This window comes from Shewanella sp. SM73, assembly GCF_025653795.1.
In the GTDB taxonomy this organism is placed as follows: domain Bacteria; phylum Pseudomonadota; class Gammaproteobacteria; order Enterobacterales; family Shewanellaceae; genus Shewanella; species Shewanella oncorhynchi.
In genome coordinates this window covers 117,962-138,749 of record NZ_JAKKRY010000002.1, presented here as the reverse complement: position 1 = coordinate 138,749, position 20,788 = coordinate 117,962, and the positions used below count along the sequence as shown (strand labels likewise).

Annotated in this window: 15 protein-coding genes; 8 read left to right on the top strand and 7 right to left on the bottom strand. The window is 46.3% G+C overall.

Features of this window, described 5'->3' with window-relative positions:
• Position 1 precedes the first annotated feature (1 nt).
• Complete coding sequence (gene prmC / locus L5M51_RS03800) at positions 2 to 850, top strand: peptide chain release factor N(5)-glutamine methyltransferase (RefSeq protein WP_113939044.1); 849 nt, start codon at positions 2 to 4, stop codon at positions 848 to 850.
• A 369-nt stretch (positions 851 to 1,219) separates the two neighbouring features.
• Here the strand turns inward: prmC and L5M51_RS03795 are convergent, their stop codons facing one another.
• Positions 1,220 to 1,771: an outer membrane beta-barrel protein gene (locus tag L5M51_RS03795; RefSeq protein ID WP_173242900.1), complete on the bottom strand. Its 552-nt coding sequence runs from the start codon at positions 1,769 to 1,771 to the stop codon at positions 1,220 to 1,222.
• Positions 1,772 to 2,422: 651 nt separating this feature from the next.
• On the opposite strand from L5M51_RS03795, the gene L5M51_RS03790 reads away from it, so the two are divergent.
• The 3 genes from L5M51_RS03790 (at position 2,423) to L5M51_RS03780 (ending at position 6,353) form a co-directional block, all read left to right on the top strand.
• The gene (locus L5M51_RS03790; RefSeq protein ID WP_113939042.1) at positions 2,423 to 3,310 is read left to right on the top strand and encodes a pirin family protein; all 888 of its coding nucleotides are present in this window, start codon (positions 2,423 to 2,425) and stop codon (positions 3,308 to 3,310) included.
• 327 nt (positions 3,311 to 3,637) lie between these two features.
• Positions 3,638 to 5,014: an ATP-dependent RNA helicase DbpA gene (dbpA, locus tag L5M51_RS03785; RefSeq protein WP_113939253.1), complete on the top strand. Its 1,377-nt coding sequence runs from the start codon at positions 3,638 to 3,640 to the stop codon at positions 5,012 to 5,014.
• Positions 5,015 to 5,303: 289 nt separating this feature from the next.
• Positions 5,304 to 6,353, top strand: a complete 1,050-nt coding sequence (locus L5M51_RS03780; RefSeq protein ID WP_263171667.1) for a hypothetical protein — start codon at positions 5,304 to 5,306, stop codon at positions 6,351 to 6,353.
• A 180-nt stretch (positions 6,354 to 6,533) separates the two neighbouring features.
• Here the strand turns inward: L5M51_RS03780 and L5M51_RS03775 are convergent, their stop codons facing one another.
• Positions 6,534 to 8,078 (bottom strand): DEAD/DEAH box helicase, encoded by a 1,545-nt coding sequence (locus L5M51_RS03775; protein ID WP_113939041.1) that lies wholly within the window; start codon positions 8,076 to 8,078, stop codon positions 6,534 to 6,536.
• A gap of 653 nt (positions 8,079 to 8,731) precedes the next feature.
• Here L5M51_RS03775 and L5M51_RS03770 point away from each other — a divergent pair.
• A complete protein-coding gene (locus tag L5M51_RS03770) occupies positions 8,732 to 9,778 on the top strand; it encodes a DUF3626 domain-containing protein (RefSeq protein WP_173496758.1) in 1,047 nt (348 codons plus the stop codon).
• 135 nt (positions 9,779 to 9,913) lie between these two features.
• Here L5M51_RS03770 and L5M51_RS03765 read toward each other — a convergent pair whose 3' ends face one another.
• A complete protein-coding gene (locus tag L5M51_RS03765) occupies positions 9,914 to 10,432 on the bottom strand; it encodes a type II secretion system protein (protein WP_263171664.1) in 519 nt (172 codons plus the stop codon).
• 279 nt (positions 10,433 to 10,711) lie between these two features.
• Between L5M51_RS03765 and cydD the strand changes: the two genes are divergently transcribed.
• The 3 genes from cydD (at position 10,712) to cyaB (ending at position 15,088) form a co-directional block, all read left to right on the top strand.
• Positions 10,712 to 12,661 carry a heme ABC transporter permease/ATP-binding protein CydD gene (gene cydD, locus L5M51_RS03760; RefSeq protein ID WP_263171661.1) on the top strand — a complete coding sequence of 650 codons (1,950 nt, stop codon included), beginning with the start codon at positions 10,712 to 10,714 and terminating at the stop codon, positions 12,659 to 12,661.
• A complete protein-coding gene (gene cydC / locus L5M51_RS03755) occupies positions 12,658 to 14,409 on the top strand; it encodes a heme ABC transporter ATP-binding protein/permease CydC (RefSeq protein WP_168822540.1) in 1,752 nt (583 codons plus the stop codon). The genes cydD and cydC overlap by 4 nt, the downstream gene beginning before the upstream one ends.
• 91 nt (positions 14,410 to 14,500) lie before the next feature.
• Positions 14,501 to 15,088: a class IV adenylate cyclase gene (gene cyaB, locus L5M51_RS03750; RefSeq protein WP_168822542.1), complete on the top strand. Its 588-nt coding sequence runs from the start codon at positions 14,501 to 14,503 to the stop codon at positions 15,086 to 15,088.
• A 318-nt stretch (positions 15,089 to 15,406) separates the two neighbouring features.
• Here the strand turns inward: cyaB and L5M51_RS03745 are convergent, their stop codons facing one another.
• From L5M51_RS03745 to L5M51_RS03730, 4 genes are all read right to left on the bottom strand, one after another.
• Positions 15,407 to 15,583 carry a helix-turn-helix domain-containing protein gene (locus L5M51_RS03745; protein WP_006082937.1) on the bottom strand — a complete coding sequence of 59 codons (177 nt, stop codon included), beginning with the start codon at positions 15,581 to 15,583 and terminating at the stop codon, positions 15,407 to 15,409.
• Positions 15,584 to 15,676: 93 nt separating this feature from the next.
• Positions 15,677 to 16,420, bottom strand: coding sequence for a DUF599 domain-containing protein (locus L5M51_RS03740; RefSeq protein WP_131524297.1), 744 nt, complete (start codon positions 16,418 to 16,420; stop codon positions 15,677 to 15,679).
• Positions 16,421 to 16,728: 308 nt separating this feature from the next.
• A complete protein-coding gene (putA, locus tag L5M51_RS03735) occupies positions 16,729 to 19,923 on the bottom strand; it encodes a bifunctional proline dehydrogenase/L-glutamate gamma-semialdehyde dehydrogenase PutA (RefSeq protein ID WP_263142682.1) in 3,195 nt (1,064 codons plus the stop codon).
• Between the two features lie 257 nt (positions 19,924 to 20,180).
• Positions 20,181 to 20,732, bottom strand: a complete 552-nt coding sequence (locus L5M51_RS03730; protein WP_263171897.1) for a TIGR04211 family SH3 domain-containing protein — start codon at positions 20,730 to 20,732, stop codon at positions 20,181 to 20,183.
• Positions 20,733 to 20,788 lie beyond the last annotated feature (56 nt).

The following is a 20,788-nucleotide window of genomic DNA, read 5'->3' as shown; positions in this document are numbered from 1 at the left end:
TTTGTCAGATCAATCTAGCATAGCCGAAGCCCTGCAATGGGCTTATGTGCAGTTAGCATCAACCTCTGAATCCGCTCATCTGGATGCAGAGGTTTTGTTGTTATATTGCCTCAATAAAAGCCGCAGCTATTTGTATACTTGGCCTGAAAAATCCCTAACGGTTGAACAGTGGAAACGCTTCCAGCAAATGGTACAGAAACGCCAAAAAGGCGTACCTGTGGCACATATTGTCGGTGAGCGCGAATTTTGGTCGTTGCCTTTTATCGTCAACGACACCACTTTGATCCCGCGTCCTGATACTGAAATTTTGGTCGAAACCGCCTTGAACATGCCGCTTTCCACCTACGCCAAAGTGCTCGATTTAGGCACTGGCACTGGGGCAATTGCGCTGGCGTTGGCGTCTGAGCGTGAGTCATGGCAAATCACCGCGGTCGATAAAGTCGATGATGCCGTGGCTTTGGCTATCGCGAACCGCGAGAACTTAAAGCTGCCACAGGTCGAAATTCTCCAGAGTGACTGGTTCAGTGCCGTAAAGTCGCGGGACTTTGATTTAATCGTCTCAAATCCGCCCTATATTGATGAAGCTGACGAACACTTACACCAAGGTGACGTGCGTTTCGAGCCCCAAAGCGCGTTAACCGCCGCCGAGGAAGGCTTTGCCGATCTTTATTATATTGCCAACACTGCCCGAGATTACTTAAAGCCTAACGGCTATATCCTGCTCGAACATGGTTTTGAGCAGGCTGTGAAACTCAGAGCTAAGCTTATTGAACTGGGCTATGAGAATGTCGCCACAGTGCGAGACTTTGGCAGTAATGACAGATGCACTATGGGTAAATGGGCGGAGTAAGTTACTAAAAATAAATTCGATGACCCATAGAATAATGATGAGACTTTAGACTTATTAACTTGTCATCTCAAATATAACGCTATTGCCAATCTGCAATAGCGTTTTTTATGTATAGATATTTGCTTAAAATAGTGTCTTCAGTGAATATAAGATGACTATTCTTAGGAAATATAGTTATGGGATATAGTTTAATCAGCTGTGGAATGGGAAATTTTTCTTCAGCATTTGCTATAAATTTTATATAGCGTTAATAGAAATAACGTAATTAATTATGATAAAAATGGGTTTTCACTATAATTCTAAGTTAAATTTTTTATTGGGAACATAATGCCAGTATTTACTGGCATTATGGGTTTTAAATTTATAGCTTTAGAAACTGTAGCCTATTCCTACAGTGAAGCTCGTCATTTCAAATACTCCAGAATCCTGGTAGGCTAATGTTGTCATAATTTCGAAGCCATTATAAAAACGACAACGCCAACCTAATGCGGCATATAAGCCATAGCCATCGTCTGAATACTCCTCTATAGTTATAACATCATCACTACTATTTCCGTAGTCATTCAATTGATAATTAGCTTTAGATTGAGATAATCCGGCCTTAAATATCGCATTATGTCTTGCTGATATTTGGTATGTATATGTGCCAGCAAGCCGAGAGGAATAAGAGTTCTCCAACACGTAATCGTCAAAAACACCATGTATTGCTGCAGTAAAAGGCTCACTTTGAAATGGTGTGTAACCTACTTCAACTCCCCAATCTGGGGTGAATTGATAGCGATAGGCAAAGTCATAATGGGTAATCCCCCCATAGTCTTCTGTTGAGCCTAAACCCAAGCCTGCAGAGAAACCATGGGTTTCATCTGCGCTAGATGCTGTAGTGGAAATGAGTAAAGCTAAAAGTATAAATAAGCGTTTCATTGTACTTCCTGTAATCACATTAATCCATGAACGCTAAAAGTAACAGATTTGGTTGCTAATTGTAAACGTTTTGGTTTTTATTTATTTCGTATGGTCTCCCGATAAGTGGGCAGATGTCAGTAAGCTTATATTGAAACAAATGTAATAATTTATTATTTCTTCTTAGACTTCAGTAATTCACTATGTATTTTACTTGGTAAGCAGTAATTATTGTTAAATCCTCATTGTTTCTAAATGAACTAAATTAGATTTTTATAGTATTTTTTTGTGTTGGTTGTATTTGTATACAGTGTGCGGAAATACATTTTTAATGAATGGAAGTAATTTAATTCAGATTTAAGGTTTGATTTTTATGTACCATAATAATTAAAATTTTTTTATTAACGCTATTTTTGATCGCCACGAGTTCAAATCCGAAGTGCAAGATTTGGCAACTAAACCACTATTTTATTATCCAGTTAGAACACTAGGTTACTCGCTCCTTCCTGCATACCGTTCTATTTTTTCGAATGTTTAGGCCGTGATTTCGCGTTATTCTTTTGTAAATTTCCTTGTTATTCTGCCTCCATCAGCAAAGCGTTTGCGTCTTGAGTTAGCCGTATGATCTTGGCACTTCACGCACCGCTTTGCTCAACCGATAGGAGAGCAGCAATGAAAGTATTAAGTCAGTTTTCCGCCAAAGCCGCGATGGATGGCGATGGGGTCAATATTCGCCGTGTCGCCGATTTTGTGACGACTAAATTTGATCCTTTCTTGATGATCGACGAAATAAAATCCGATGATGAACAAGATTTTATTGGCGGCTTCCCCGCACATCCCCATCGCGGGATGGAGACGTTCACTTATATTCGTAAGGGCGGTTTTGAGCATCGCGACCAAATGGGTAATGTGAAGGCGATTCGTGCCGGCGATGTGCAGTGGATGAGTACCGGGTTCGGGGTAGTGCACTCTGAAATGCCGCTGGCCGATGCTGTTGATGGTCTGCATGGATTTCAAATTTGGGTCAATATGCCCGCCAAAGACAAGCTGCGTCCAGCTAAGTATCAAGATACTGCGGGTAGCGCGAGCGTTGAAGTGACCAATAACACGGGCGCTAGCTTAAAAGCCTTAGCGGGTGATTGGGGCTTTAAAGATCAACCGCTTATTAGTGCAGCTATTAAAGGATTAGCGGGCGAAGCAGCCATTGCTGATTTAAGTCTATCGCCAAATGCTGAGGCCACGCTCGATTTGTCTCAACATGAGTTTGTCGCCTTGTATTTGTACCAAGGTGACTTATATAAAAGCGATTCAAGCAAGGGTGAAGACTCACACTGGTCATCTGCTTCCAATCAACATCATCAGGGCGAGTTTTTAGTGCTCGATAGCCAAAGTGTGCTTAAGTTTAAAGCCGATGAGCGCGGCGCTGGGATGCTACTGTTTGCGGGTAAACCTATCCGTGAAAAAATCGTCCAGATGGGTCCCTTTGTGATGAACACCCAAGCGGAGATTCAGCAGGCGATTCGCGATTACCAAGAAGGGCGTTTCGGCCAGATCGCGTAATTTGTTAAATCTGCCGCACTGAGCTAATTCTAAATCCAAGCCTAAGCCCTGTATTCCTGCAGGGCTTTTTTGTTGCTGTTTACGCCTGCTATGTCTATTGCTTAAGGACTTGAGGCAAAAGCTGCGCTTTGTTGCTACAATAGCCGTGCTTTTGGGTTGAGCGAGCCTAGCGCTTAAATCTAAACTCAAGCTAGCCCAAAGCTAACCTGAATCTTGATAGACCAGTTAAATCGATAAGTAACGCAATTTCAGTAACCTAGCAGCCGCTTCGTTACCCACCACAGGATATTCACCTTGAGCAACTCTGATACTAAGCCTAATCCATCAATGGCTTTTTCGACTCTTAAGCTAAAACCCGAACTGCTTGAGAACCTTTCTTCTATGGGCTACAACGAGATGACGCCAATTCAGGCGCAAAGTTTGCCACCCATTTTAGCGGGGCAGGATGTGATAGGTCAGGGTAAAACTGGCTCGGGTAAAACGGCCGCCTTTGGCTTAGGGTTACTGAACAAGTTAGACGTTAAACGCTTTCGCATTCAAACCTTAGTGTTATGCCCAACCCGCGAGTTGGCCGACCAAGTGGCGCAGGAAATCCGCACCCTTGCCCGTGGTATTCATAACGTTAAAGTACTGACACTTTGCGGCGGTGTACCTATGGGACCACAGGTTGGCTCGCTGGAGCACGGTGCACACATTATTGTGGGTACGCCGGGTCGTATCGTCGATCACTTAGATCGCAATCGCTTAGATTTAAGCAATCTCAACATGTTAGTGCTCGATGAAGCCGATCGCATGTTAGAAATGGGCTTCCAACCCGCCCTCGATGCGATTATCGAACAAGCCCCGCGCGAGCGTCAGACGTTGCTATTCAGCGCGACGTTCCCTGAGCAAATTCAATCAATTGCCAAGCAAATCATGTATGATCCAAGCATGGTTAAAGTTGAAGGTAATCACGACAGCTTAAGCATCGCCCAGCATTTTTATCACTTAGACGATGACAAGGCGCGTATGCAAGCGCTGCAATTATTGTTGTTAGAACATAAGCCTGAAAGCGCAGTGGTGTTTTGTAATACAAAACGCGAAACCCAAAAAGTGGCCGATGAGCTTGAAGTCTTAGGCTTTAGCGTATTGGCTTTGCACGGCGATTTAGAGCAAAGAGACAGGGACGAAACCCTGCTGCAATTTGCTAATAAGAGTGCCTGTGTCTTAGTGGCGACCGACGTTGCCGCCCGTGGTTTAGATATCGATGCACTGGATGCCGTGTTTAACTATCACGTCGCCTATGACACCGAAGTGCACATTCACCGCATCGGTCGTACTGGCCGTGCGGGCAGTAAAGGCGCCGCTTATACCTTCTATAACGACCAAGACGGTTACAAAATTGCCTTGTTAGAAGAGTATTTAGAGCGCGAAATTACCAGCGAATCACTGCCATCAGAAAGTCTGCTCGGCAACAGGCCTGCAGCCCCAACCATGATCACTTTGCAGATCGATGGCGGTAAGAAGGAGAAACTGCGTCCAGGGGATATCTTAGGCGCGCTGACGGGCGAAAATGGTATCGAAGGCTCACAGGTGGGTAAAATCCAAGTGACCGATTACCGCGCCTATGTAGCCGTTAATCGTAAGGTTGCCAAAAAAGCACTGAACAAAATTACTGGCGGCCGCATTAAAGGGAAATCTTACCGCGCTTGGCCAATGAAGTAAGTTTGGCCTAGCTTGAGTTGAATCGTACCTCGATTTAATTCGCTCTATTTTTAAAGGGAATAAACTCAGGTTTATTCCCTTTTTTGTTGGGTTTTATAGCTGTAGTCACTACACCTTCGTGTCTACTTCACCTCGAATCTTATTGGGCGATTAAGTAACACTTTGTATTTGTCTGCTTAATTGATATGCCCCTCAGCTTGCCTGTGTTAGAAGTGATTCTGAGTAAAAAATAAATGAGCAGATAAACGGCTTTGTCAGGTGATAAGGCGTGCATTGGTTTGGAGTATTTATGTTTCGATGGACTATTTTACTAAGCATCTTTTTAAGCGCAGCGAGCGCTGCATCAATTCAGCCAGAGCCGCAACCGTTACAGCACTTCATCTACATTAACCATCGTGAGGCTAACGGAGAAAACATTCGTGCCGACAAGGCGCTGCGCGATCCCCGTTTTGGCGGTGCGCAGATTGTTTATACTTGGCGCTGTTTAGAGCCTAAGCAGGGCGAATATGATTTCAGCGCGATTAGGGCCGATATTGCGTATCTCGATTCGATAGGCAAAAAATTGTGGATCCAGCTGCAAGAGAAATCCTTTACGCCCAGAGTCAATGTGCCGCGTTATTTGCTCGATGATCCGATTTATCAAGGCGGTGTGTTGAAGCAAAGCATGTTGAGTGCACCAGAGCGTGATCCCAATAAACCGGTGACGGATGATGAGTATGGCTGGTCAGCCAAAATGTGGGAGCCCTCAGTGCGTGCGCGTTATCAGCAATTGGTGCGCCAGCTAGGCCAAGAGTTTGATGGGAAAATTGCGGGCATTAACTTTAGTGAAAGCTCAATTGATGTGGGGACTGAAAACGCCGATGGAACGACTACCTTCCCCAGTGATTTTAATCCTAAAGCCTATATCGATGCGATTGGCGAGAATATGCAGGTATTAGCTGAGTCATTTCAGCATTCAACCACTATGGTGTATTTGAACTTTTTGCCAGACGAATGGCTGCCATGGAATGACAAAGGCTATATGCGAGGCTTATTTGCGCAAGCCAAATCGCTCAACATGGGTGTGGGTGGCCCAGATCTGATGCCTTACCGTAAAAGTCATATGGCACAAAGTTATGCCTTTATTAAAGAGTACCCAGCGACACTGGTGAAAGGTATGGCGGTGCAAGACGGTAATTTGCGGCAGATTAATCCTAAAACGGGTAAAAAGAATACTGTGCCTGAGCTGTTGGATTTTGCGCAAAACTACCTAGGCTTAGACTACATTTTTTGGGTTGAAGATGAACCCTATTTTACGGATGAAGTCCTGCAGCAGTTGCCAGATACAAAGGCGAATTAACTTAGGTTGCCGTTTTAGGCTGTTTTTAAGGCAGTGATTGTTCAAAGCGTAGATAACGAGCTAAGCATCGATAAAGAAAAACTAAGACAAACAAAAACGCCCAATTCCATACGGAGTTGGGCGTTTCTGTTTAGGACTTAATACGGCTAAATCGCTAAGCAAGTTCGCTTAGCTTTTGCATTAATCCTGTGAGTGTCTTGGACGACTCGCACCATTATTTGGGCGACGGGTGTTTTTCTTTGGGCCATTGGCGTAAGGATTCTCACCCGCTTGGCCACGATTCTCGCCAGCACCTGAACGGCTTTCAGTTGGACGACTAGTGCCTGCGCTATTGGCTCGGCCATCGTTTGAACGTGGTGGACGAGGTTTGGCATCGGCACGGGGTGCGCTACTGGCTTCGCCGCTGTGTCTTGGGTTCTTGTCGTTTGGCTTGTGACCGCGCGCGACGTCACCGCTGCGTTGACCGTCTTTATGCTCGGCGCTTCTTGGGGCACCATCGCGTGAGCTAGGTTGGTTTGAGCTGCGGGTATTTCTACGGCTTGGTACTGATTTACCGCTACTTTTCCCACCGCCACCTAAACGTGATTCTGGCAATTCATGGTTAAAGCCTTCAACCATTTCTCGGTCTAATACGCGATTGATCAAACGCTCGATATCGTTCAGCAGTTTGATTTCTTCGTTGCTCACCAGTGACACGGCTTGACCCGATGCGCCAGCGCGGCCAGTACGGCCGATACGATGCACATAATCTTCTGGCACGTTTGGTAAGTCGAAGTTAACCACTTGTGGTAATTGGTCTATGTCCAAACCACGGGCAGCGATATCCGTCGCAACCAGTACGCGAGCTTGACCATTTTTAAAGTCGGCCAAGGCTTTAGTACGGGCGGTTTGGCTCTTGTTACCGTGGATAGCGGCGGCTTTGATACCTGCCTCTTCAAGGCTTTTCGCCAGACGGTTAGCGCCATGTTTAGTGCGCGAGAATACCAACACTTGTTGCCAATCGTTTTGCTTGATGAGTTGGATCAAGAGTGCCGATTTTTGGCTCTTATCAACTGGGCAAACCCATTGTTTTACTGTGGTCGCTGCTGCGTTACGTGGCGTGACCGAAATTTCGACTGGATCATTGACTAGGCCTTTGGCCAGCTCACGAATTTCATCGGAGAAGGTGGCCGAAAACATCAGGTTTTGACGTTGCTTAGGTAAAATGGCCAAAATCTTACGGATGTCGCGGATAAAGCCCATGTCGAGCATGCGGTCGGCTTCATCTAACACTAAGATCTCAAGCTGGCTGAATTTCACCGCTTTTTGATTATATAGATCCATCAATCGACCAGGCGTCGCGACTAATACATCGACACCGTGGCGCAATTTCGCGATTTGTGGATTGATAGGCACGCCACCAAATATCACCGCTGAGCGCAGTGGTAAATTCTTACCATAGGTTTCAACACTTTCTGCAACCTGAGCTGCCAATTCGCGTGTCGGAGTTAACACTAATGCGCGCACTTGGCCTGCTTGGGCACGGTTACCTTTACTTAGGAGTTCGAGCATAGGTAGGGTGAAACCTGCTGTTTTACCTGTTCCTGTTTGGGCGGCCGCCATCACATCTTTGCCTTGAAGCACAGCGGGAATTGCTTGAGCTTGGATTGGCGAAGGTGTGTCGTAGCCTTGTTCGGCAACGGCTTTAAGTATCGGGGCCGATAAGCCCAGGGAGGTAAAACTCATAGATTGGTCTCTTGTGGCAACACTGTGCTGCATTTATGGTCAATAGCCAGGTCTGCTGGCGGGCGTGCAGCTTACAGGATCAGGGCTTTAAGTGCCATCTAATAAAGGTTTTTGGGTTGGGTTTCATTCATATTGGCACATAAATCGCTTGTCGGCGGCTTTCACTCGGCCTCGCTTATCTTTTAGGCGCAAGTTTAGATGGCAGAGTTTGAGGTTATGGAAGTTAATTGATTTCAAGGAACAAGATGACTATTAGGCTTATTTCATCATATCAATTGAAGTCATAGGTATTTTTTTATCTAGAGTTAGAATGAGTTAGCGGTAGATCACGCTACAATAATGAGAGTGGTATAAACTAAAGTCGATTGGAGTAGAATTAATCAATGACGCAATTGGTTTAGCTATTTGTTCAGTTCGTGATTGATGTTATTTGCTGAATTTTTAACAATGAACCGAGCGAAAGAATTATTGAGTGTTTTCACAGTCACGTTTAACTGAGTCATTCATGTTTAACCGAGTCATTCATGTTTAACTTAGTTATTTAGATGGAGTGGCTTAAGAGCAGTTCTCTGCATGCTTGCGATTTATCTCACGTTTATTTTAGGATGAGGCATTGTGGGAACGGTTAAACGCCTCTCATTTATAGGTGGATTATGACAGCGATACAGCATATTGAACGCCTTGCACGAGGACGCAGTGAACAAGCCGTCGCTGTGATTAAAAATGTGCAGCAGATGTCAAATATCCCCATGCATGAGATGCAACTCGCGCTTAAACAATTGCTCAACTGTGGCCGAATTGCTCTGCATTTTCATCCCGATAGAATCGATAGCCGTGGTATGACTGTGGCCGAAGGTTTACTGCGCGATGGTCAATACCGCAGCCAGTTTGAGACCCATATTTCTAATGGTCAGTTGTCACCTGAGTTAGGTGGCCCACGGGATCATTGGGAAAATCAGCTTTTTGGGGATGTATACAAGGGCACTAAATCTCGGCCTAAATACGGTGCACTCGATCTGGGGATGTGGCAGGACGGTCCCGCCCCGCGCTTTGGTAGCTGCTATTTTCTGACTCATACGAGTGCGATGGCGCGCTCAACCTTTAGTTATCTCGACTCGTATCGTAATCCGAAAGAGAAGGGCACACTGTCATGTTTCGATGATATTTTAGCGGCGCTGCTGACTGAGAGTTTTGAGCGTCACTATGCCTTAGGCAAATCCGACTTTAAGCCGCTGAATGTGATCCATTATTTGGGGCATCAGCTCAATGCTTCCTTGCTGTCACGTTTCGAGCGGCCGCTATCGAATAATCTTGACCATTATATAGAGGCGCAGATCCATGGCGATGTTTCCCTCGATGAAGATATCGCCATGCTGGTGGCGGATCCCAGTTTTAAGGGTACTGATATTGGCGCAAGCTTAAGTAAAATTTGCGATAAATATGATATTGAGCTGCAATATCATGGTGGCTTTAGCCTGCATACGGCGCAGATCCCCAGTGATTTCCGTGGGCCAACTATGCCATCGCTGGCTAATCGGATTGCCATAGAAGACAGAGTTGATGCCCATGCCATAGGCGTGGCGGCGCGGGATTTATACCATTCCCCCCAGCATTGGCGTGAGCGCGGTAATCGTGCGCAAGTCGCCCATGAACTTAAGTTGCTCTGGCATGTACTAGTGAAATACGGTGGAGTGCAATAAGCGCGAACTCTTTAAAAATGCTTAATTGTAAACGTAAGCATTAACAACAAAATGAGTTTAGGGCGTAAATAAAACAGCGAGATAACATCAGGTTAACTCGCTGTTTTTCTATAGATATTTTATCGTTAAGGTCGCCTAGCAACCAGTGTCGACTTTTTTATAAGTGGGGACGCCCGTTGTCTCCCATTTATAGTCGATATAACAATTTGTCGCTTCGACTTGCGCTTCTGTGGGCGTGGCAAGGTTCAGTTTTTGCTTTGGTGTGGCGATAACTTCATAGGTGCCGTTGGTGGTGTAAATTCGATAGGACCACTCATTCACATTTAGCCCTGTCGCTTTAAAAATTTCTGGCGGAGTCGTGTAAGCCGTACTTGGCGTTATACCGCTGGTGCTGGCAGCCCAAGGCTGATAGTTTTCGCCACGGATTTCGTCGTAAACGACTCTATTCGTGGTGCCGCTGTGAGCAATTTCCGACTTTGATTTGAATAAAGTGACGGCGGATTTCATCGAAGCCAGTGCACCTGAGAGCTGACTCTTATAGGCATCTGATTGTAAATTAATGAATTTAGGTGCAGCTACTACGGCTAATACGCCAAGAATAATAATAACCACAACGAGTTCAATCAGGGTGAAACCAGCATTTTTATTTGGCATAGATAGAGGACATTTAATACAAAGAGCTTCATGCTACCTAAGTTTTTAAAATCAGGCTAGTACTAGGTAAAGTTCCGTTAACTCCTAGATTTATTTATCTTTAGCTCGTTTTTGTGAGTCCGCTAGCAAAAGTCTGTGATAGGGTTTCATCTGTTGTAGATGCCTGCGATACTGCGTCCCTATCGGAACTTTTTAGCTGTTGCAAGCCCCTTAAACTGAGTTGTTATCGATAGTCGATCCCCGCTACGAGTCGCTTAATTGTTTTCTTGTTGGAGCACCATGGATAAGTCGTTAGAAAAATCCCTTCTTGTTTGGCTTAAAGCCCAGAAAAAAGCCTGTGGCCTGTTCCTTAAATTGTCGTTATGGCTTGGGATGATAAGCGCCGTCGCTATGGTGGCGCAGGCTTATATTATCGCGACGATTCTGGATGGCGTGATCATAGGGCAAGTTATACCGCTAACTGACAATGCCCAAACGATCAGTTCCAGCGTGAGTATTGATACCTATATTCCTCATTTTATTGCGTTAATTGCCTTGATGTTACTGCGTGCCTTGCTGGCTTATGGGCGTGAGCGCGCCAGTTTTGAGGCGGGTAAGCGTCTACGTGGCCATATTCGCGCGGCAGTGATGGACAAGTTGACTAAGCTAGGTCCGGCATTTATTAAAGGTAAACCCGCAGGGAGTTGGGCCAGCATAGTCTTAGAGCAAGTCGAAGATTTACAAGATTTTTATGCCAGATATCTCCCACAAATCAGCCTTGCTGGTTTTATTCCCGTACTCATTTTAGCGGCGGTATTCCCGATTAACTGGGCGGCAGGCTTAATCCTGTTACTCACAGCGCCATTAATCCCTATGTTTATGATCTTAGTTGGCATGGGCGCTGCCGATGCTAATCGCAAAAACTTCAGTGCGCTTGCAAGATTGAGCGGCCATTTTATGGATAGATTAAAAGGCTTAAGCACGTTGAAACTTTTTCACCGTGGTGATGCCGAGCTTAAGGTGATCGCGAGTGCTTCAGAAGAGTTTCGTAGCCGCACTATGTCTGTGCTACGCATGGCCTTTTTAAGCTCAGCAGTCTTAGAGTTTTTTGCCGCGGTATCGATTGCAGTATTGGCGGTTTACTTTGGTTTCAGTTATTTAGGCCATTTGGATTTTGGCTATTATGGCGTCCATGCCAATATTAGTTCAAGTACAGATCCTGACATGGGCGGTATTCCTTTCAGCTTATTTACTGGGCTATTTATTCTGATTTTAGCTCCTGAGTTTTATCAACCGCTGCGCGACATGGGGACTCATTACCATGCTAAGGCGCAGGCTATAGGCGCGGCAGAAGCTTTGATTACCTTGCTCGAACATCCGGAACCTGAATTTGCCGGCCACGTCCGTATCAATAGCATAGAGACGCTGAGTGCCGACAATCTTGAGGTGTTCAGTATCGATGGCACGCGTTTACTTGGCCCGCTGAGTTTTGAGTTAAAAGAGGGTGAACGCTTAGCTTTAGTTGGCCCGAGTGGCGCGGGTAAAACCAGTTTACTCAACGCCTTATTGGGATTTTTACCCTACAAGGGCCATTTGTTGATTAATGGCCATGAGTTATCCGCATTAGACTTAGCCCATTGGCGACAGCATTTAGCTTGGCTTGGACAGGAACCGCAGTTATTTCACGGCACAGTGCGGGATAACGTTGCCTTAGCCGACCCCACTCTGCCCGACGATACGCTGTGGCACTTACTGGCTGAGGCCAATATCAGCGACTTTGTTAAGGCGCAGACATTGGGTTTAGATGCCCCAGTCGGTGAGCAATCTTCCGGTTTATCCGTTGGCCAAGCTCAACGTATTGCTTTAGCAAGGGCGCTTGGGCAGCAGGCGAGTTTGTTTGTTCTTGATGAACCCACAGCCAGTTTAGATAGCCAGAGTGAGCAGGCGGTGAGTTCTGCGCTGAATCGCGCCATGGCGGGTAAGATGTGCATTATGGTGACCCACAGATTAGATCAGTTAGATCAAATGGATACTATTCTTGTGCTCGATAAAGGCTTGATAGTGCAGCGGGGCGACTTTACCACTTTGTCTAACACACACGGCTTATTCCAAACTTTACTGCGTGAAAATGTTGAGTCCGTGGCGGATATTGAACTTGTACCGTTATCGGCAAGCGCAAGTGAGACGCAGCTTGATAGTGACGCTCCACTCGACATTGCCGCCGAGTCTACTAAAGGAGATGCCCAATGAAAGTGCTGATCCCCTTTATTCGATTGTTCTCGCGCCAGTGGCTAATGATGTCCGTGGGCTTGCTGCTGACCATTATTACTTTGATGGCTGGCATAGGTTTACTGTCACTTTCGGGCTGGTTTCTTTCCGCTACCGCGGTCGCGGGTTTGACAATAGTTACGGCACAGTCCTTTAACTTTTTCACTCCCGCTGGCGGGGTACGTTTCTTATCAATTGCCCGAACCGCTAGTCGTTATGGCGAGCGTTTAGCGACCCATGAGGCGACCTTTAAGTTGCTGACTGAACTTCGTGTTTGGGCGTGGCGTAAACTCTTGCCGCTAAGTGCTAAAAATCTGCAGGGGCTACGCCGTGGCGACATGCTCAATCGCTTGGTTGCCGATATCGATACCCTAGATCACCTTTACCTGCGACTGCTCACGCCTATGGCAGCATCCCTTCTGATGACGGGGCTCTTGTATCTGTTTCTTGCTTGGTTCGATGCCAAACTTGCCCTGAGTCTTTGCTTATTCTTAGTCGCTGTTTGGCTGGTGATGCCACTGCTATTTTATCGCCTTGGACACGCGCCAAGCCGAACTATGCTCGAGACCAAGCGTCATTATCGGGTGCAGTTGTTGGATATGTTGCAAGGCCAAGCCGAACTTAGCCTATTTGGCGCGAACGACAGATTCAGGCAGAAACTGAATGATGCTGAAATTGCACTTTTTCGTAGCCAAAGCGCGATGGCCAATATCACTGCTCTCAGCCAAGCCATGTTGATCCTCTCCACGGGCTCAGCCTTGATCATGATGCTTTATTTAGCCGCTCAAGGTGTGGGTGATGCCGTGCCGCCGGGGCCCATGTTTGCACTTATGGTGTTTGCGACTATGGCCTGCGTCGAGATGATGATGCCGATCGCGGGCGCGTTTCAGCATTTGTCAGGCTGCGTATTGGCCGCAACGCGAATTAATGAAATCACCGAACAAAAGGCCGATATTCAATTTGCTGTCGATACTGGCCTGAGGGCAAAATCTGGCGCATTACAGATTGAAGATATCCACTTTGGTTATCGAGACGATCAAAACGTGCTGCAAGGTTTGTCCCTTGAGATAAAAGCGGGGCAAAAAGTCGCGTTACTTGGGCCAACGGGTTGCGGTAAGTCGAGCTTATTGACGCTGATTACCCGAGAATGGCAAGCGCAGCAAGGGCACATCAAGCTCGATGGTCATGCACTTTCAGAGTACAGCGAGCGCGGTCTTAGGGATGCGATTACTGTGATTAGTCAACGCATCTATTTGTTTGCAGGTACTTTGCGGGAAAACTTAGTATTAGCCTTACCTGTTATCGAGGGCGAGAAACGCACGGCCCACGACGCACGCTTGATTGATGTGTTACAGCGGGTTGGACTTGGCGCTTTACTCACGGGTGATAAGCCGCTGGATATGTGGATTGGTGAAGGTGGACGTCAGCTTTCGGGTGGTGAGCAGCGCCGAATTGGTGTTGCTAGGGCGCTGCTGCGTGATGCGCCGCTGTTATTGCTCGATGAGCCAACAGAAGGGCTAGATAAACGCACCGAGCGGGAAATTTTAAGTTTACTGTTTGAATTTGCTCAGGATAAAACCTTGCTGATGATTAGCCATCGTTTAACGGCTATGGCGAAGATGGATCAAATTCATTTACTCGGTCAGGGGAAGATTATTGCGTCTGGTACTCACCAGAGCTTAATTGAAGACAGTGCAGAGTATCAGGCCTTGTACCAAAGACTCGCTTAAGGTTTTGGATTTAATCTTTTGGAATTAAGACGTTGGCGCTCAATATTATAAATAGCGATATATTTTACCCATTAAAAGCGGATATGAATCTATGAACCCTGCGATGCCGGAAGCATTAGCCCCACAAATTAATGCCCATTTTAATGGTAAGTTTGAGGTCGAGCTTAAATACCACTTACTGGATCGCCACGCTTTTTTCGCTGCCTTACAAATGAGAAATCCCGAGGTCATGCTCGAAGATAACCTTGAGCATGACTGTTACTTTGATCTGCCATCACAGTCACTTAAAGGTGAGCACAAGAGCTTGTGTATCCGTGAGATGCAGCCATCGGGGATAATGCTGTGGATAGTGAAAGGGCCAGAAAAAGACCGCTGTGAAGCCGTTAATATCACTGAAGCAACAAAAGCAAAAAGTATGCTGCAGACCTTAGGTTATGAATGCGTACTGGAAATTAAAAAGCGCCGCAGTATCTATTTTCTGGGTGAATTTCATCTAACAATCGATCATATCGAAGGTTTAGGGGATTTTGCTGAACTCGCGATTATGACCAATGATGAAACCCTGTTGCCTAAGTATGAAGTTCAATTGCAACAACTCGCCGTTGACTTAGGCCTAAGTGAAGTGCAGCGGGAGTGGTTATCCTATCGGCAGTTGCAGCAGGCTTTAAATAATAAGTAATGGTTCAATCTTTTGGATTAACAGCTTGAGGCTTAATAGCTTAAAGTTTCATCGCTTAAGTTTTATGGTTTACACCGCTAGATTTTGCCTAACCAATCCTTCGCAACAAACCGCTATGGCTAAGTTCAAATCCCTTTGAGCTTCACTGTCCATATCGCATTCACCGTTTGTTTTAACTCGCTATCGACGACTTAAACTTAAGCTGCGTACTTTAATTCGAGTATCACATTTCAATTCAAACCACCTTTACAAATTCAAATTCAAACGGCTTACATACTGATTATTCAGTTTTATTTGCCGTTAGTTACTTGATGCGTTTTAGCCTAAGCGTTGCGAAAAGGCGAGGTAGCGTTTAACTTCCGCTTCGGGGAATTTTAATTCGTCACCATCTTGAACACTTGAGAGTAAATTCTCCCGAGCGAAGCGTTTGATGGTCGCAGGTGTTTTATCTAGCATTTTGCACACTTCATCTAAGGTTAATAAGTTATCGCTCATGGCACTCTCCCAGTAATTCAATAGAAACACGACCCAAAGAGTATAGAACAATAATTCCAATCAAGATGACGCCAGCGGCCTAAACCGCCAAGGCTATGATTCTATTTTGTGGTTGCGGGCGGTTTCCCGCACTTGGCTCTCTATTTGGAGATGGCCTTTCGCTGCCGTGATCGCCAGAACGGCACGGGACTTGAATTCGCGGCGATATAAGGTTGCGACCACAAATAAGCTGGCCGAGATAAAGAGTATAGGGTGTACAAACCAGCACAATACCGCCATTGAAAAGTAATAGGCACGTAAACCATAGTTATAGGAGTGTGCCGCTTGATCTTGCACTGTCGCCATTTGTCTTGCATAAGCTTTGAGATTGTCATTTGAGCCATCGGTGTCCAGAGGACCCGCGCCTATCATCACGTTCACAAAGCCGTATTGGCGCATTGACCAAGTAAACTGGAAGAAGGCCATCACAAAAATGCCGACTAGTAGAGCTAACTTGACTTGCACCAGCGCATGATTCGGTGGCGTAGCAAAGGGAATCGTCGCAATAACACTTTCTAGTCGTTCAACTTGCGCAAATAAGGTCAGTACACCCGCAAGCACAAACAGCGTGGTCGATGCAAAAAAGGCAATATTGCGTTCTAAGTTTGCCAGTAGTGCCGCATCACCCACGCGCACACCGCGGGTCATCACCTCAAGCATCCAGTAAATTCTATGCTTATGCAGACCACGGGCAATACAGTCTGTATCTCTCGCCTTGCTACGGGCAAAGGCGGTGTAGCCAGCCCAAGAAACGATAAACCACACCAATGCAGAAATATCTAACAACGAAAATGTCATAGCCACCTAATTTTAAAGTCAAAAGTAGAAATCAAAAATCATCAAGTCTAATTAGAGTGTGATTATGAGGGCTTTTATCAACGATGTGCAATCCCCTACAAGTGCTTTAAAATCAAGTCGATTAAAAATTTGAACTCGTTCGCAATAGCCCGATATTAAGGGATAGATATTTCATTCTGAGGGTTGTGAAGAAATCTCTTTGAGAGGTAAAAATTAGCCAATAAAAAAGCCAGACTCAGTCTGGCTTTTTTATTGTTATCGCGATGGCTAAAGATGCATAGCGATATTCTAAAGCAAGTTCAGTGTACTTATTCTTCGCTATCACCCAGTGATAACAATGTCGCATTACCACCAATGGCGGTGATGTTGTTGGTGCGAGTCTTTTCAGTCACAAAACGGGTTAAGTAGTGTGGGCCACCGGCTTTAGGGCCTGTGCCTGACAGACCTTGACCGCCAAAAGGTTGTACGCCCACTACAGCGCCGATTTGGTTACGGTTGATGTAGACGTTACCGACATTCACTTTATCTGCAACTTCAAGGGCATGGCCTTCGTTACGGCTATGGATACCTAAGGTTAAGCCAAAGCCTGTGCTGTTGATTTCATCGATCACTTTGCCAAGATCTGCCGCTTTATAACGGATCACATGCAGGATTGGGCCAAAGTGTTCTTTCTCAAGCACTTTAATTGAATCGATTTCAACGGCGGTTGGCGACACAAAGTGACCATTCTCAGTACCAGCGGGCAGTGGCATTTGCTTGATAAGCTTACCGACTTGCTTGATATGGTCGATGTGGGCATCTAAGTTAGCTTTGGCGGTGGCGTCAATCACTGGGCCTACGTCGGTTTTGATTGAACTTGGGTTGCCAATCACCAATTCATCCATGGCGCCTTGCAGGACTTCGATCACGCGATCGGCGATGTCTTCTTGGAGGAAGAGCACGCGCAGTGCGGAGCAGCGTTGGCCTGCGCTGGTGAATGACGATGAAACCACATCGTTAACCACTTGCTCAGGTTGCGAGGTTGAGTCCACTACCATGGCATTTTGACCGCCAGTTTCGGCAATCAACGGAATAATCGCGCCATCACGGTTGGCCAGTGTACGGTTAATCAGTTTTGCTGTGCCAGTTGAACCGGTAAAGCATACGCCGCCGATACGTTCATCGGCCGTAATTGCGCTACCCACAGTCGCACCCGTACCGGGTAGGAATTGCAGAACCTCAACAGGAATACCTGCTTGGTGAGCAAGTTGTACTGCACGATAACCAATAATCGAGGTTTGCTCCGCAGGTTTCGCGATAACAGTGTTACCCGCCGCTAATGCCGCAGAGACTTGACCGAGGAAGATGGCCAATGGGAAGTTCCATGGGCTGATACACACGAATACGCCGCGGCCTTGGAGGAACAGTTCGTTCAGCTCTCCCGTTGGGCCAGGAAGCAGTTCAGGCTTCGCCATCATTTTCTTAGCTTGTACAGCGTAGTAACGACAGAAATCAACGGCTTCACGTACTTCGTCGATACCGTCTTGAATGCTCTTGCCTGCTTCACGGGTACACAGGGCGATCAATTCTTCGCGGTTTTCTTCTAATAAATCGGCCAATTTTTGTAGTGCAGATGCACGGGTTTCCACTGGTGTGCGTGCCCAAGAGGCAAATGCTGCTTCAGCAGACGCGACGGCTGCTTCGATTGCAGCTTTGTCGGCGAAGGCGACTTGACCTACGGTTTGGGTAGTGTCGTATGGGCTAACAACCGTTTTATGTTCGCCAGTTAAGGTTTTACCGTTAACCAGAGGGCCCGCTTGCCATTGGGTATTTTTAAACTGTTCTAGTGCCGCGAAAAATGGCTCAGATTCGGAAATGATGTTCATATTGAGTCCCTTGGAATTTTTGCGATCGCTACCGAAAATATCGGCAGGTAAAACGATTCTGTTGTTAGCCAGGGTTTTGTAACCCGTCAGTGTTGTTAGCGGATGTACCACTAATGACTCGATGGGGGTTTTAGGATCCACCAGTTTGTGGACGAACGAAGTATTCGCGCCGTTTTCCAGCAGGCGACGAACTAAGTAGGGCAGTAGATCTTTATGGGCACCGATGGGGGCATAAATACGTACCGCTTTAGCACCGGCTTCAGCCAGAATCGTGTCGTACAGCTCTTGTCCCATGCCGTGTAAGCGTTGGAACTCATGGTTACGATCGCCCGCCATATCGGAAATTGCCGCCACGGTTTGCGCATTGTGGCTAGCAAATTGTGGGTAGATAGCGCCGCGAGTCGCATCCGATAACAAGTAACGGGCGCAGGCGAGGTAAGAAACGTCAGTACCGGCTTTGCGAGTGTAGAGTGGATAAGCGGCTTCGCCAGCTTGTTGCGCCCACTTAAGTTCGCTATCCCAATAGGCGCCTTTAACTAAGCGAACTGGGATTTCATCCCCTTGATCTTTCGCTAGACGCGTTAACCAAACCAGTACGGGCAGGGCACGCTTAGAGTAGGCTTGTACGACTATGCCGAGTAATCCCCAGCCTTTAGTTGCTTCAGCATTAAACAGTTTTTGGAACAGTTTTAGTGATAACTCGAGGCGATCGACTTCTTCAGCATCGATAGATATACCGATATTTAAACCACGTGCCAGCTTAATCAGGCGAATCACTGTGTCGTACAGTTCAGTCAAGACGCGGTCTTCATTGGCCACTTCGTAACGTGGGTGCAATGCCGATAGCTTGATGGAGATTGTTGGGCGCGGTGATTCATTTTCGTTATAGCTTTGAGCACCGAGCTCAGTGATCGCATTGGCGTAATCGGTATAGTATTTCTCGGCATCTTTGCGAGTTAACGCCGCTTCGCCCAGCATGTCGTAGGAATGGGTATAACCTAACTTACGTTTGTCTTCGCTGTTTTTCAGGGCTTCTTTCATGTTGCGACCCAGCACGAACTGCTTACCCATGATCTTCATTGCTGCCATCATGGCTTGACGGATCACAGGCTCACCCAGACGATTCACTAAGCGGCTCAGCAAGTTGCTTGGGGTACCATCGAGTTTTTTATCGAGTTTAACGATTTTACCTGTGAGCATTAAGCCCCAGGTCGATGCGTTAACCAGTACTGAGTCACTCTTGCTCATGTGCTCATCCCACTTAGCGCCTGAAAGCTTATCTTCAATCAGCGCATCGGCAGTGGCCGCATCGGGAATTCGCAGTAAAGCTTCGGCTAAACACATCAGGATAATGCCTTCCTGTGTTTCTAAGCTGTACTGTTGCAGGAAGGCATCTATGCCGACCATCAAACCTTTTTTATCGAATTGACGAACCTTATTGACCAGTTCGTGGGCACGACGAGTGACGCGCTCTATGGCTTCATCACTTGAGGGAACTAGTTTGATCAGCTCTGACAAGTATTGTTCTTCATCGACAATGTAGTTGTCGCTGACTGCTTTGAACAGTTCGTCGAGATTGGCAGAATCGTAGCGGCCTGCCAGCACTTCACTCGCTTTGAACATAGTTATCGCTTCCATCTTGGCCGTTATTGGGGCGCTATTGTTGAAACAAATTGGGAGGCGCCAAACGCATTTGATATTTTGTATACAATATGAAGGTTTGCGCGCGCAGATTATACAACCAAAATGTGACGGACAACACTATAGCGTGAAAGATTGTGAAGTTTGTTTGATTAGCTTGTTAATAAGTCGATGTAACGCTTGATTGACAAAAAAGCCAGTGTTTGAAAACACTGGCTTTTGGAAGGTAAATTAAGACTTTTTGTGTGTCAGACTCACATCCAACGTTTTTTATTACGACGTTGTGGTCTAGGTAAATACACTAAAATAATGCCTAGGATTAAGCCCATGCCTGCGATTAATCCACCTTGGCGCCAAAGTTCAAAACGCTCGTCTTGAGCTGTGCGATCTACCGCATTTTTCAGTTGATCACGTTCTTGAGTCGTTTTAGCTAGGGTGGTTTCTAACTCGCTTAGTTTAGCCTTTAATTTGAGCAGTTCGCCGGCATGATTATCTGTTGAACTTGATACTTCTGCTAACTTAGCTTTGGCCTGTGCGAGTTCAGTTGTTAACGTAGGGACTTGCTCACGGAAACTTTGAGTCGAACTGATCAAGTTGGTTTGTACCCAACCTTCACGGCCTTTATGGTCGATTATTTTGGAGTAATCACCTTGAGTTTCGTTGAGCAGTGTCACAGGTTGACCCGCTTCAATTGATCCAACAATTCGAAACTCAGTACCAGGGCCACCTAAAAGATACAGAAACACGTTATCCGAGATGTAGCGGGATTGGCCTTCGGCCAGCAGGTTGGAAGACAGCAAGATCATTCCTACCAGAGTCAGGAGTCTAAACACTTTTGTATTCTCATCAACGAAATAGTCTG